At 63.2% G+C, this 14,104-nt stretch carries 13 protein-coding genes; 6 read left to right on the top strand and 7 right to left on the bottom strand.

The annotated features are described in order from the left end of the window. Position 1: 1 nt before the first annotated feature. Positions 2-529 (top strand): ferritin-like domain-containing protein, encoded by a 528-nt coding sequence (locus PSEEN_RS22690; protein ID WP_011535916.1) that lies wholly within the window; start codon positions 2-4, stop codon positions 527-529. Positions 530-640: 111 nt separating this feature from the next. Here the strand turns inward: PSEEN_RS22690 and PSEEN_RS22695 are convergent, their stop codons facing one another. Beyond that, on the bottom strand, positions 641-2,701 hold the full coding sequence (locus tag PSEEN_RS22695) for an AsmA family protein (protein WP_011535917.1): 2,061 nt from the start codon (positions 2,699-2,701) through the stop codon (positions 641-643). A 341-nt stretch (positions 2,702-3,042) separates the two neighbouring features. Here PSEEN_RS22695 and PSEEN_RS22700 point away from each other — a divergent pair, with 341 nt between their 5' ends. The 4 genes from PSEEN_RS22700 to PSEEN_RS22715 all read left to right on the top strand — a co-directional run bounded on the left by PSEEN_RS22700 (position 3,043) and on the right by PSEEN_RS22715 (position 5,889). Then, positions 3,043-3,543 (top strand): hypothetical protein, encoded by a 501-nt coding sequence (locus PSEEN_RS22700; RefSeq protein ID WP_011535918.1) that lies wholly within the window; start codon positions 3,043-3,045, stop codon positions 3,541-3,543. Positions 3,544-3,665: 122 nt separating this feature from the next. Beyond that, entirely contained in the window at positions 3,666-4,298 is a 633-nt protein-coding gene (locus PSEEN_RS22705) for a TetR family transcriptional regulator (protein WP_011535919.1), read from the top strand. Positions 4,299-4,448: 150 nt separating this feature from the next. Further along, complete coding sequence (locus PSEEN_RS22710; RefSeq protein ID WP_044488499.1) at positions 4,449-5,537, top strand: AGE family epimerase/isomerase; 1,089 nt, start codon at positions 4,449-4,451, stop codon at positions 5,535-5,537. A gap of 73 nt (positions 5,538-5,610) precedes the next feature. Beyond that, complete coding sequence (locus tag PSEEN_RS22715) at positions 5,611-5,889, top strand: hypothetical protein (protein ID WP_011535921.1); 279 nt, start codon at positions 5,611-5,613, stop codon at positions 5,887-5,889. A 49-nt stretch (positions 5,890-5,938) separates the two neighbouring features. On the opposite strand, the gene PSEEN_RS22720 is transcribed toward PSEEN_RS22715, so the two are convergent. The 6 genes from PSEEN_RS22720 to PSEEN_RS22745 all read right to left on the bottom strand — a co-directional run bounded on the left by PSEEN_RS22720 (position 5,939) and on the right by PSEEN_RS22745 (position 12,429). Then, on the bottom strand, positions 5,939-6,706 hold the full coding sequence (locus tag PSEEN_RS22720) for an SDR family oxidoreductase (protein WP_011535922.1): 768 nt from the start codon (positions 6,704-6,706) through the stop codon (positions 5,939-5,941). 625 nt (positions 6,707-7,331) lie between these two features. After that, the gene (locus PSEEN_RS22725; protein ID WP_011535923.1) at positions 7,332-8,048 is read right to left on the bottom strand and encodes an ABC transporter ATP-binding protein; all 717 of its coding nucleotides are present in this window, start codon (positions 8,046-8,048) and stop codon (positions 7,332-7,334) included. Further along, the gene (locus PSEEN_RS22730; protein ID WP_011535924.1) at positions 8,045-8,920 is read right to left on the bottom strand and encodes an ABC transporter ATP-binding protein; all 876 of its coding nucleotides are present in this window, start codon (positions 8,918-8,920) and stop codon (positions 8,045-8,047) included. Before PSEEN_RS22730 ends, PSEEN_RS22725 begins: the two co-directional genes overlap by 4 nt. Next, complete coding sequence (livM, locus tag PSEEN_RS22735; protein ID WP_011535925.1) at positions 8,917-10,218, bottom strand: high-affinity branched-chain amino acid ABC transporter permease LivM; 1,302 nt, start codon at positions 10,216-10,218, stop codon at positions 8,917-8,919. The genes PSEEN_RS22730 and livM overlap by 4 nt, the downstream gene beginning before the upstream one ends. Positions 10,219-10,220: 2 nt before the next feature. After that, positions 10,221-11,135: an ABC transporter permease subunit gene (locus tag PSEEN_RS22740; RefSeq protein WP_044488501.1), complete on the bottom strand. Its 915-nt coding sequence runs from the start codon at positions 11,133-11,135 to the stop codon at positions 10,221-10,223. 157 nt (positions 11,136-11,292) lie between these two features. Continuing rightward, a complete protein-coding gene (locus tag PSEEN_RS22745; protein ID WP_011535927.1) occupies positions 11,293-12,429 on the bottom strand; it encodes a branched-chain amino acid ABC transporter substrate-binding protein in 1,137 nt (378 codons plus the stop codon). A 469-nt stretch (positions 12,430-12,898) separates the two neighbouring features. Here PSEEN_RS22745 and pncB point away from each other — a divergent pair, with 469 nt between their 5' ends. Continuing rightward, the gene (gene pncB / locus PSEEN_RS22750; RefSeq protein WP_011535928.1) at positions 12,899-14,104 is read left to right on the top strand and encodes a nicotinate phosphoribosyltransferase; all 1,206 of its coding nucleotides are present in this window, start codon (positions 12,899-12,901) and stop codon (positions 14,102-14,104) included.

Consider the following 14,104-nt stretch of genomic DNA (forward strand, 5'->3'; position numbering starts at 1 on the left):
CATGAGCGTTGAACTGACCGATGTGAAGACCCTGCGTGCCAATGCCCGCAAGCATGTCGAGCAAGGGGCGGTGACCGAGGGTTACCACGCCGACCGCGAGAAGATCCTGCGCCTGCTCAACGAGTCGCTGGCCACCGAGCTGGTCTGCACCTTGCGCTACAAGCGCCACTACTTCATGGCCAGCGGCATCAAGGCCAGCGTCGCCGCCGAGGAATTCCTCGAGCATGCCAACCAGGAAAGCGAACACGCCGACCGGCTGGCCGAACGCATCGTGCAACTGGGCGGCGAGCCGGACTTCAACCCGGACAACCTGAGCAAGCATTCCCACGCCCAGTACGTGGCGGGCGACTCGCTGAAGGAGATGGTGCTGGAAGACCTTGTGGCCGAGCGCATTGCCATCGACAGCTACCGCGAGATCATCCAGTACATCGGTGACAAGGACCCGACCACCCGGCGCATCTTCGAGGACATCCTGGCCCAGGAAGAGGAGCACGCGGACGATATGTCCGACCTGTTGAAAGGGTTGTGATTGCCGGCGCGATCCTTACGATCCCTGTAGGAGCGGCTTTAGCCGCGAACACCGGCCTAGCCGGTGCCAATCACCGCGTCGCCTGCTTCGCGGCTGAAGCCGCTCCTACAGTCACCTCTTCACCGCCGCTGGTGCCTTGCCGGCCTTCATCTGCTGCAACAACGGCGTGCACTGGTTAGGCGCATCGCCACTGCTGGGAGCAATCAACGCCAGCAACCCGGCCGCCGGCCCGACCACCACCCCCAACGCCACCATCCCCGCCCCGCGCAATGCCAGCGGCACCGCCTGCACGCCGGCGCTGGGCTTGGCGAACGGCCCACGCACATACAACGGCGAGCGCAGCGAGAACAGGCGCAGGCCCTTGGATTCGGGGGTGATCTTCAGGTCCAGTTGCTCACTGGCGAAATTGGCCGTGCCGTTGATATAGATGATCGCGTTCTCGGTATCGAAGACGAACAACCGCGTGGTCGCCAGGCCATCCTTGATCCCCACATCAGCCGCAGCGCAATTGATCTTCACGTCCTCGTCACCGAACAGCTTGCCGACCACGTAGTTACCCACGTTTAGCCCGGCGATCTCCATCAGGCCACGGCTGATCGCACCATCGTTCATCAACAGGCGCAGATCGCCGTTGGCAGTGCCCAGCAAGGCCGCCACCGAGTTGCCGCGGCCGCTGATGTCGGCGTCGCCGTTGAGCTCGCCGAAGCTGGTCTGCATCGGCGCGAAGCCGGGGAACAGCTGCTTGAGCTTGAAGCCGCGCGCGGTCAGCCGGGCACGGCCCTGCAACGGCGCGTTGCGCCCGTCCAGGCGGATGTTGGAATCTAGGTTGCCACCGGCCACGCCAAAACGCAGCGGCTCCAGGCGCAGTAGGCCGTCTTCGAGGATCACGTGGGCGGAGAGGTCCTTGAACGGCAGTTTCTCGCTGTGGACGATGCGCTTGCCGGCAAAACTGACGTCGGCATCCATGGCCCGCCAGCGTTCGGTGCGGAACTCCTCCACCGGCAGCACCTTGCCCGCCGGCTGCTTGCTGGCGCCACCGCGCGCCTTCTGCGCACTGTTGGAGTCGGCGCCGATCAGCGGTGCCAGGTCCTTGAACAGCAACTGGTTCGAGACCAGCTTGCCCGACAGTTTTGGTCGCGGCTGGCTGGCGACAAAAGCCAGGTCGCCGTGGATATCACTGTCACCGATCTTGCCGTTGAAACCCTCATAGCGGAACTGCGCGCCTGCTGGATCGTGCAGGTTGGCAGTCAGGTGGCCGTCGGTGGAATAAGCCGGGGTGTCCGGCAGGGTCACGCCGGTCAGCGGGTAGAGGTTGCCCAGGCTGCTACCGGAGAGCGCCAGGCGCAGGTCCAGGGCGCCCAGGTTGCGGGGATCGGTCAAGGTGCCCGCCAGGACCACGCGGGTATCGCCGATGCGTGCATCGGCCTGCAGCGGGAAGGGCTGGCTGGCGTCCTGCAGCGCCAGCAACCCGCCGATCTTGCCGGTGGCGGCCACCGCCTGGCCTTTGTAGCGCCCCTGGGCCTTGAAGCCGAAGGCGTAGTCCTGGGCCTTGCCGACTTTCTCGGCGCGCTCCTTGCCAACGATGTCGCTGAACGGGATCGGCTTGCCCAGCGGGTCGACCTGCACCTTCATGCTGGTTTTCAGGGTCTGGTCATCGAAACTGACATTGCCTTGGTCGAAGCCGATGGCACCGATGTCCAGCTCCCATTTCGACGGTGGCGCGTTCTCGTCCTTGGGCCCGAAGTCGAACACCCAGTTGGCGCGGCCATCGGCCAGGCGTACAAGGCTGGCGCTGGGCTTGACCAGGTCGATGCGCGGGATGCTGATGCGCTGGACGATCAGCGGCAGCGGCGACAAGCGGAATTCCACGCGCTCCAGCCCGACCATCCGTGGCTCCTTGAGCCAATCAGGGTTGCCGAGCGTCAGGTCCTCGGCGATGAAGTGCGGCCAGGGCACGAAGGCCCGCCAGCCTCTCTCTTCCGGCTCGGTGCGCCAGTTCACCGCCAAGTTGCCATTGATCGCGAAGGGGCGATGCAGGGCTTCGGACACTTTCTCGTTGAGCAGTGGTTTGACCCGGTTCCAGTCGAAGGTGGCGATCACCACCACCAGGATCGCCAGCAGCGTGGCCAGGGTGGCGAAGGTCCAGAGGAGGATTCTGGCGGGGCGCGTCATGCGGGGCTCTCCTGACTGCATGGCTCGAAGCGGATGTGGCAATGGCACTTAGTATGTCGGACTGATGAAAACCCGCCGGGTTTAATCCGGGTGGCCATGATAGCGAAGTTTTTCCTGACACTTTTCTCAGCTTTTGCTCGACGAACGGCCATGGTGTTACCAGGCCAAAGCCCCGCGCACATGTAGCCATCACCTCCAGAAGTGCCGCTATAGAGCCATTGCAATCCAGTATCAATCCCGTCGATTGTCACCATTATCCCGATGAACTTCTTTCTGGCGTTACCGAGCGTAGCATTGGCTCCGTACCCACTTTCCCAGCCCCCCAGAGGAGCACCGAGATCATGAAACGCCATCTGCTGCTGAGCCTGACCCTGTCCGTCCTTGCCGCCAACGCCTTCGCCCTGCCGGCCGAAGACCAGCACCTGAGCGCCGAATCGCGCTCCAGCGCCGCCACCGTCAGCCAACCGCTGAACACCCTGGCAGAAGGTGGCGCCGAGCGCCTGCAGGAACGTGCAGGCCGCCTGGCCGAAGGCGGTTCCGAGCGTCTGCTCGAACGTAACAACCGTGTCGCCGAAGGTGGCTCCGATCGCCTGATCCAACGCAATGACCGCGTTGCCGAGGGTGGCTCCGATCGCCTGATCCAACGCAATGACCGTGTTGCCGAAGGTGGCTCCGATCGCCTGATCCAACGCAATGACCGTGTTGCCGAAGGTGGCTCCGATCGCCTGATCCAACGTAACGACCGTGTCGCCGAAGGTGGCGCCGATCGCCTCAACGAACGCAACAACCGTGTTGCCGAAGGTGGCTCGGATCGTCTGGTCGAACTCAGCCGTGTGAGCTGATCGCCATGGCCGAGAACAACAACCCGCTCCACTGCGCCTGCTACCCTCCAAGCCCGGTCCATTGACCGGGCTTTGTTTTTTTATCCAGAATGCCCAGCCGTACCGTCAAAGAATCCTGCCCCATGCTGCCGCGCGCCGAACAGAAGCTACAGACCCGCCAGGCCCTGCTGGATGCCGCCTGCCTGCTCATGGAGAGTGGCCGTGGCTTCGGCAGCATCAGCCTGCGCGAGGTGGCCAAGGCCGCGGGCATCGTGCCCACCGGTTTCTACCGCCACTTCCCCGACATGGATGCCCTGGGCCTGGCCCTGGTCGCCGAGGTCGACACCACCTTCCGCCAGACCATTCGCCTGGTACGCCAAAACGAATTCGAACTGGGCGGCATCACCGATGCCTCGGTGCGCATCTTCCTCGACGTGGTCGTCGCCCACCGGGCCGAGTTCCTGTTCCTCGCCCGTGAGCAATACGGCGGCTCGCAGCCCGTGCGCCAGGCCATCGCCCGCCTGCGCCAGGACATCAGCAACGACCTGGCCACCGACCTTGCGCGCATGCCGCGCTGGCAGCACCTGGACGGCGCCGCGCTGGCGGTGATGGCCGACTTGGTGGTCAAGACCGTGTTCGCCACCTTGCCCGAGCTGATCGACAGCCCCGAGCCGGGTTATCCACAGGCGTTATCACCGCAGGAAAAGATCACCCAGCAACTGCGCTTCATCTTCGTTGGTGCGCGGCATTGGCAGGGCCTGGGCAATCCCGGCTAGGCACACCGGCCTCTTCGCGGGCAAGCCCGCTCCCACAAGGACCCGCCGCCCCCGTAGGAGCCGGCCTTGCCGGCGAATGGGCCGGCACGAACAACCCACAACCCCACTTCTGCTACCATGGCGCCCTGCCCGACCGTCACGAGCGCCACCATGTCCGACCCCCGCCCCGCACTGACCCGTTTCCACCAGCACTTCGCCGAACGCATCGTGCCGCTGTGGCAGGGCCCTGGCTGGAACGCCGACATGGCGCTGCCCTACGAAGCCCTGGACGCCCAGCACCGGCCGCTGCCCGTGCAGCGCTACCGGGCCATGGCCTGCGCCCGCCAGCTCTACCTCTTCAGCAGCCGCATCGAGCAGCCCGGCGCGGCCGAGCGTGCAGCGGCGCTGTTCCGCTCGCTGCAACGGCACTTTCACGACGCCGAGCACGGCGGCTGGTTCTACAGCATCGACGCCGACGGCAAGCCGCTGGATCGGCGCAAGGACCTCTACACCCACGCCTTCATCGTCTTCGCCTGCGCCCATTACTGGGGCAAGGTGCGCGAAGGCCTGGTGGAATCGGCCCTGAACGCAGCGCTGGAAATCGTTGCCGAGCAGTTCGCCCGCGATGATGGCCTGTACGAGGCCAGCCTCGGCGAAGACTGGTCGGACCTGGGCAGCGGCCCGTTGCAGAACCCGCAGATGCACCTGGCCGAGGCGTTTCTCCAGGTACTGGCCGTGCGCGAAGACGAGCACGTTCGCGATGCATTGCTGGACCTGTGCGAGGGATTGCAGGCGCAGTTCATCGAATCGGCCCACGGCCTGATGCTGGAGAAGCCACGCGGGGCTGTGGATAACTGGTTCGAGCCAGGCCACCAGTTCGAATGGTTCTACTTGCTGGACACCTCGCCGCTGCTGCGCGGGACAGCGCTGCACGCCTCCATCACCCGCGCCTTCGACTATGCCGAGCAGTGCGGTGTGAAAGATATGGCGGTGCTGGCGATGCTCGATGTGGACGGCAAGGTCATCGATGCGACCCAACGGATCTGGGCCCAGGCCGAGTACCTGCGGGCGCTGGCCTTGCGGCCAGGAAGCGAGGTGAAGTTACTGGCGCAGCTACAGGCCCTGGAGTCGCGGTTCCTGCATGACGGTGGCTGGCATGAGTGCCGCGACGGTAATGGCACGGTCAGCCGCCACGACATGCCTTCGACTACGCCGTATCATCTGGCGACTTGCCTGAAAGGCATGGCCGCATTCAGGTGACCTAGCATTTTTATCAGTATCAACCAGTAGACTGACGCACTAGATTAAAGGCTCAACAACCTGGAGCCTTATCATGGACAAATCAGCATTCAAGGACTTTCTGGAAGAACAGATCAACGCAGCAGCCAAGCAAATCCAGGACAAGAAAAAAGCTGACCTCGACCATATCGCCCACGGCCAACTCGGCTACCTCCTGAGCTTGCGACGAGTCGTAGATGGCGCGGCCACCAAAGAGGACTTGGGCGTACACGATGCAATCAATGATGTCCTGCAACAGTTGGGGGTCATTTCGTTGCTCGAGGAACAAGGCAAACTGCCCAAGGGCAAGAGCTACCTACACCTCTTAAGCTGATACCAGCATGCCAGGCGATCACCTTCCGAGCGCCTGGTATGCTTCGCGATCAACCCTTGGCCGAGCGGTCGATCGAGAACCCCGCCCAGTCCTGGCTCACCGGCATCAGCTCGAGGCTGTTGATATTGATGTGTACCGGCTGGTTGAGGATCCAGAAGATCGTCTCGGCGATGTCCTGCGGCTGGATCGGGTCCGCCCCGGCGTAGGTGGCATCGTACTTCGCCTGGTCACCACCGAAGCGCACCAACGAGAACTCGCTCTCGCACAACCCCGGCTCGATGTTGCTCACCCGCACGCCAGTACCGCGCAGGTCGCAGCGCAGGCTCAGCGAGAACTGCCCGACGAAGGCCTTGGTGCCGCCATACACGTTGGCGCCCGGGTACGGATAGTTGCCCGCCACCGAACCGACGTTGAGAATCGACGCCCCACGCCCGTGGGCGATCAGCCGTGGCAGCAGCAGGCGGGTGGTGTACATCAGCCCCTTGATGTTGGTGTCGACCATGGTTTCCCAGTCGTCCAGGCTGCAGTTCTGCGCGGCATCCACCCCCAGCGCCAGGCCGGCGTTGTTGACCAGGCCCTGGAGCTTGTCGAAGCTCGGCGGCAGGCTGGCGATGGCCGCTTCCATCGCCTGGCGATCACGCACATCGACCACCAGGCCATGCACCTCGGTCTTGGCCGACAGTTCGGCGCACAGCGCGTCCAGGCGCTCCTGGCGACGGCCGGTCAGCACCAGCTTCCAGCCGGCATCGGCAAAACGGCGGGCGGTGGCCTCGCCGAAACCGGAAGTCGCGCCAGTGATAAATACGGTGGACGTCATGCTCTTCTCCTTGGGGTGTGATCGGCAGGTTTTGCAGCATGCCCGGCGCAAGCGTTGTCGACAACCGTTTCAGCAGCTGCTCAAAAAATAAACAACACCGGGAAAGCCCCGTCATAGGGGGCTCTCGTGAGGCTATGCGCATCTTATCCACAAGCCTTTCCCCACGGATTGGGGGCAACTCGTCGGACGAAGGGAACCAATTGGATGGAAAAGGTCCTGTGGACATCTCCCAATGATGGCGCAACGCTTTCAATCATGCCGCTTGCAGCAGTCTGTCCAAAGTTTTTTCACAGACTTATCCACAGAAATGCAGGTTGCTTGCCTTGCGCCCCGAGTGAGCAGGAAAGTGCAGTGAAATCATGCACAACCGTGGTTTGATCAAAAAACAGACAACCCTTTACAGGCTACGAAAATAAAGGGCTCGAGCGAGGTGCCACCATGTTTTCCACAGGCGGTTCCACACAATCCGTGGAAAGTTTTCAGCTTGTGGAAACAAGGGGTTGCGATGGGATTGTGGAGTGCTTCCAGAAAGATATGCGACAAGTTGTCCACATGCGTTCGCCGGCAAGCCGGCTCCTACGAATTTCCCTGTAGGAGCCGGCTTGCCGGCGAACAGCGTACTCAATCAGTGCCCGCCCAAATAGGCGTTACGCACCTCCTCATTCACCAACAACTCCTGCCCCGTCCCGGTCATGCGAATCTGCCCGTTGACCATCACGTACGCCCGGTCCGACAGCTTCAGCGCATGGTTGGCGTTCTGCTCCACCAGGAAGATAGTCATCCCCGTCTGCGCCAGCTCGCGCAGCGTGGCGAAGATCTGCTTGACCACGATCGGCGCCAGCCCCAGCGATGGTTCATCCAGCAGCAGCAGCTTGGGCCGGCTCATCAGCGCCCGGGCGATGGCGAGCATCTGCTGCTCGCCCCCGGACATGGTCATCGCGCGCTGGTTGCGCCGCTCCTTCAGCCGCGGGAACAGCTCGTACATGCGCTGCATGTCCTCGGCCGCATGCTGGTCGCCGATGGGGATGGTGCCCATCATCAAGTTCTCCTCGACGGTCATGTCGGGGAATACCCGGCGCCCTTCCGGGGACTGGGCGATGCCGTTGGAGGCGATGTAGTGCGACGACTTGCGGGTAATGTCGGTGCCGCGATAGACGATATGCCCCGACGCCGCCCGCGGCTGGCCGAAGATCGACATCAAGAGTGTGGACTTGCCCGCGCCGTTGGCGCCGATCAGGCTCACCGTCTCGCCTTCGTTGATGTGCATCGAGACTTTCTTCAGGGCCTGGATCGGCCCGTAGAACACGTCCAGGTCCTTCAGTTCGAGAATGGGTGCACTCATACCAGCTCCTCTTCGTCGGCACCCAGGTAGGCGGCGATCACCGTCGGGTTGTGGCGGATATCCTGCGGCGCGCCTTCGGCGATCACGTTGCCGTGGTCGAGCACGACGATGTGGTCGGAAATGCTCATGACCATGCCCATGTCGTGCTCGATCAGCACCACGGTGATGTCATGCTCGTCGCGCAGCACGCGGATCATGCGGCTCAGGGCCTCGGTTTCCTGCGGGTTGAGGCCGGCGGCCGGCTCGTCCAGGCAGATGATCTTCGGCCGCGTGCACATGGCCCGGGCGATCTCCAGGCGGCGCTGCTGGCCGTACGAGAGTTCACCAGCCAGACGGTTGGCGCAGTCGACCAGGTCGACCACCTCCAACCAGTAGAACGCATGGTCCAGCGCCTCGCTCTCGGCCTGGCGATAGGCCTTGGTATTGAGCACCCCGGCCAGCAGGTTGCGGTTGACCCACATGTGCTGGGCCACCAGCAGGTTCTCCACCACGGACATTTCCCTGAACAGGCGAATGTTCTGGAAGGTCCGCGCCAGCCCTGCGCGGTTGACCAGGTGGGTGCCGCCAAACATCTTGTAGTACATGCGGTTGGCGAAGCGCGCGGGCGAAACGAAGTCCGCCGGCTGGAAGCGCTCGCCCAGCAGTTGGATGACGTTGGTGCTGCTACCACGCACGTTCAGCTCGATACGCCCGCCGCTGGCCTTGTAGAAGCCGGTCAGGCAGTTGAACACGGTGGTCTTGCCGGCACCGTTGGGGCCGATCAGGGCGAAGATCTGGTTGCGCTTGACCTTCAGGCTGACATCGCTGAGCGCCTTGATCCCACCGAACTGCATCATCAGGTTGTCGACCGACAGAATGATATCGTCGCTCATGGCGCCACTCCTTTACGCGGGACCACGCCGGTGCGGCTGATGCGGATCAGCCCGCGCGGTCGCCAGATCATCATCAGCACCATCAGCACGCCGAACAGCAGCACCCGGTACTCGGAGAAGCTGCGCAGCAGCTCCGGCGCCACGGTCAGCACGAAGGCCGCGATCACCACGCCCACGGTCGAGCCCATGCCACCCAGCACGACGATGGCCAGGATCAGCGCCGACTCGAAGAAGGTGAACGAAGACGGGTTGACGAAGCCTTGGTACGAAGCGAAGAACACGCCTGCCAGGCCAGCGGTGGATGCACCCAGGGTGAACGCCGAAAGCTTGACCAGCACGTGGTTCAGGCCCATGGAGCGGCAGGCGATTTCGTCTTCACGCAGTGCTTCCCAGGCGCGGCCCACTGGCATGCGAGTCAGCCGGTGCTTGATGTACAGCACCGCCAGCACCACCAGGAACAACACGGCGTAGATGAACACGAACTTGAGGTTGGCGTTGTACTCGAAGCCGAAGAACTCGTGGATCGGCACGCCACCGTCTTTCGCCCGGCGGCCGAACTCCAGGCCCATGAAGGTCGGCGACGGCACCGGCATGCCGTTCGGGCCACCGGTGAACGACAGCCAGTTGTTCAGCACCAGACGAATGATCTCGCCGAAGCCCAGGGTGACGATCGCCAGGTAGTCGCCGTGCATTCGCAATACCGGGAAGCCGAGGATGCACCCGGCCAGCGCCGCGGCGATCGCAGCCAGTGGCAGCACGCTCCAGAAGCCCAGCCCGAGGTACTGGTAGCCCAGCGCCAGGCCATAGGCGCCGATGGCGTAGAACGCCACGTAACCCAGGTCGAGCAGGCCGGCCAGGCCCACCACGATGTTCAGGCCCAGGCCCAGCAACACATAGATCAGCCCGAGGATGACCACGGTCAGCAGGTACTTGTTGGCGAACACCGGGAACACGATGGCGATCACGATCAATGCCGGGATGATGTAGCGCAGCCGCGACTTGTAGTCCGGCGCCAGCACATGCACGCCCGAGCCACCGCTGTCGAAGCCCTGCAGCATGCGCAGGCCGGTGCCGGTCTGCAGGAACAGGCTGAGCAGGAAGCGCCCGAGCATCACCCCGCCGACCAGCCAGGCGACACGGGTGGGCTCGGCATTGAAGCTGTAGCCGTCGAGCACCACTCCGACGACCGGGCCAAACACGATAAGGGCCAGCAGGCCGGCGACGATGGTCTCCAGCAGGCTGCGTTTGAGGTCGAAACCCTTGGTTTCGGGTACAGAGGCAGTTTTGGCAGAGGACATGTTCACACCTTAGCCACGAGCGGGCGACCCAGCAGGCCTTGCGGACGGAAGATAAGGATCATCACCAGCAGCGAGAAGCTGAACACATCCTTGTAGTCGGAGTTGATCAAACCGGAGAACAGCGATTCGGAGATACCCAGGATGATGCCGCCGAGCATCGCGCCAGGCAGCGAGCCGATCCCGCCGAGCACCGCGGCGGTGAACGCCTTGATGCCGATGATGAAGCCGGCGTAGAAGTCGAAGGTGCCGTAGTTCATGGTGATCAGCACGCCGGCCAGCGCCGCCATCACCGCGCCGATGACGAACACGTAGGAGATCACCCGGTCGGTGTTGATCCCCAGGATCGAGGCCATCTTGCGGTCCTGCTGCGTGGCGCGGCACATGCGGCCGAGCTTGGTGTACTTGATCACGTAGGTGAGCAGGCCCATGCCGACGAACGCGGCCACCAGGATGAAGATCTTGGTGTAGGTCAGTTGCACGAAACCGCTGCCCACCTCGACGCGCCAGGCGCCTTCGAGCAGGGTCGGTACGCCTTGCTGGCGCGCGCCCTGGCTGATCTGCGCGTAGTTCTGCAGGATCAGCGAGATGCCGATGGCGCTGATCAGCGGTGCCAGGCGGGTGGAGTTGCGCAGGGGCTTGTAGGCGATGCGCTCGATGGTGAAGCCATAGACGCCGGTGACGACCACGGTGAACAACAGCGTGCCCAACATCAGCAGGGGGAACGACTCGACGCCGAAGTAGGCCAGCAATGCCAGGCTGATCGCCGCGAGGTACGCGGAGATCATGTACACCTCGCCGTGCGCGAAGTTGATCATGCCGATGATGCCATAGACCATTGTGTAGCCGATGGCGATCAGGCCATAGACCGACCCGAGGGTCAGGCCGTTGACCAGTTGCTGCAGGAAAATACCATCCATAACGCAATCTCACCTGATTGAGATTGCACGAGCGCCGACCACGGCAGGCCACGGATGAAGCGGCCCTCGCGGCGCAGAACTGTGCAGATCTACGGATAAAGACGGGTACCGCGGGGCAGCGGCCCGAACGTTGTGGCGCCCGGGCCGGATGCCGTTGTTATTTTTGTTTTTCCAGCTGGTGGTATTTGCCGTCCTTGTCCCACTGGTAGACCACGTAGTCCGATACGGTCAGGTCACCCTTGCTGTCCCACTTCTTCTCGCCCATGACGGTCTTGACCGGGTTGGCCTTGAGCCACTTGGCGGCGTCCTCGCCCTTGTTCGACTTGGCGCCGTTGAACGCGGCGGCCAGGGCCTGGACCGAGGCATAGGCGTACAGGGTGTAGCCTTCGGGCTCGGTACCGGCCTTGCGGAACTCTTCCACCACCGCCTTGCTGTCGGGCAGCAGGCGCGGGTCGGCACCGAAGGTCATGTACACGCCGTCGACATACTGGGCGCCGCCTGCGGTGGCCACCAGTTCGTCGGTGACGATGCCGTCGTCGGACATGAACTTGACATCCTTCAGGCCCTGCTCGCGCAGCTGGCGCACCAGCGGGCCGGCTTCCGGGTGCAGGCCGCCGAAGTAGACGACATCGGCACCGGCGGCGCGGATCTTGGTGACCACGGCGCTGAAGTCCTTCTCGCCACGGGTCAGGCCTTCATACAGCACCGGGGTGACGCCACGCTTGGTCAGCTGTGCCTTGGTCGCATCGGCAAGGCCCTGGCCGTAGGTGTCCTTGTCGTGCAGCACCGCCACTTTCTTGCCCTTGAGCACATCGACGATGTAGTCACCGGCAACGATGCCCTGCTGATCGTCACGGCCGCACATGCGGAACATCGCACCCAGGCCACGCTCGGTGACCTGCGGGTTGGTCGAGCCCGGGGTGATGGCGATCACGCCGGCCTCGTCGTACACCTCGGAGGCGGGGATGGTGTTGGAGGAGCAGAAGTGACCGACCACACCGATGACCTTGTCCTGGTCGACCAGGCGGTTGGCCACGGCCACGGCCTGCTTCGGCTCGCACGCATCATCACCCTTGACGAGAATGATCTTCTCGCCGTTCACCCCACCGGCGGCGTTGATCTTGTCGGCCGCCGCCTGGGCACCTTTCATGTACTGCTCGCCAAACGCTGCGTTGGCCCCGGTCATGGGGCCTGCGACGCCAAACTTGACGTCGGCCTGAACATACGAAGAAACACCCAGTGCCGTGGCCACGGCCAGTGCCAGGAAACCTTTCTTGTAAAACGTCTGCGACATGAGGTGGTGCTCCTAGAGTATTTTTTTTGGTTGGCACTACAACTTCTCAGCCCTGTGCTCCGAGCAAGGGCCGTGCCAGTGGTTTTGTCTTCCGGGAAAACACACGACGGGGTGTTGTGACAGGCGACCGACGGCCTTTTCTTTATTGAGCGTGCAACCGTCTACCTCGGAGCAAGCGCTACCGAAACGCCTAGACAAGGAGCAACCTGCGAGCGCCATCATTGCAACCCTTGCGAGTGTTAACGTGCAACCGACCTGTAACAGCGGACGTCACCGAAGTGCACACCGCTGGTGCGTGACTGCTACAGGGGGCACCGTTTAAAGGCTAGTCGGTGCACGGAAAAACACCTGTTCTGGCGGGTTCGCCGGCAGCAAAACCTGTAGGAGCCGGCTTGCCGGCGAACCAGGCACATCAACCCCGCAAAGGCTGGCACAATAGCCACCATTCGACGCCCTGGAGCCCCACCTGATGAGCGAGAGCGCATTCGCCGAGCGCATCGTGCACAACCTGCTCGACACCGACTTCTACAAGCTGACGATGATGCAGGCGGTGCTGCACAACTACCCGGACGCCGACGTCGAATGGGAGTTCCGCTGCCGCAACGGCGAGGACCTGCGCCCCTACCTGGGCGAGATCCGCAACCAGCTCGAGCTGCTCAGCGAACTGACCCTGGAAGATGAGCAACTGGCCTTCCTCGAACGCATCAGCTTCCTCAAGCCCGACTTCCTGCGCTTCCTGCGCCTGTTCCGCTTCAACCTGCGCTACGTGCGCGTGGGCATCGAGCACGACCAACTGTTCCTGCGTATCCGCGGCCCCTGGCTGCACGTGATCCTCTTCGAGGTACCTTTGCTGGCGATCATCAGCGAAGTGCGCAACCGCCACCTGCACCCGCGCATGCGCCTTTCTGAAGCGCGCGACCAGCTGCATCGCAAGTTCGACTGGCTGAGTGCCCATGCCAGCGACGACGAGCTGGCCCACCTGCAGGTGGCCGATTTCGGCACGCGGCGGCGCTTCTCCAGCCGCGTCCAGGAAGAAGTGGTGCGCGTGCTGCGCGACGACTTCCCGGCCCGATTCGTCGGCACCAGCAACGTCGACCTGGCATGGAAACTGGATATCAAGCCCTTGGGCACCATGGCCCACGAGTGGATCATGGCCCACCAGCAGCTCGGCCCGCGGCTGATCGACAGCCAGATCGCCGCGCTCGACTGCTGGGTGCGTGAATACCGCGGCCTGCTGGGGATCGCCCTGACCGACTGCATCACCATGGATGCGTTCCTGAAGGACTTCGACCTGTACTTCGCCAAGCTCTTCGATGGTTTGCGCCACGACTCGGGCGAGCCGGTGGCCTGGGCCGAGAAGGCCATCGCCCACTACCAGAAGCTGGGCATCGACCCGATGACCAAGACCCTGGTGTTCTCCGATGGCCTGAACCTCACCCGCTCACTGGAAATCTTCCGTGCCCTGCGCGGGCGCATCAACGTCAGTTTCGGTATCGGCACCAACCTGACCTGCGATATCCCCGGTGTGGCGCCGATGAACATCGTGCTTAAAATGACCGACTGCAACGGCTCGCCGGTGGCGAAGATCTCCGACGAAGCCGCCAAGACCCAGTGCCGCGACGAGAACTTCGTCACCTACCTGCGTCATGTCTTCAAAGTCCCCAGCAAGGAGTAA

The organism is Pseudomonas entomophila L48 (genome assembly GCF_000026105.1).
GTDB classification, from domain to species: Bacteria; Pseudomonadota; Gammaproteobacteria; order Pseudomonadales; family Pseudomonadaceae; genus Aquipseudomonas; species Aquipseudomonas entomophila.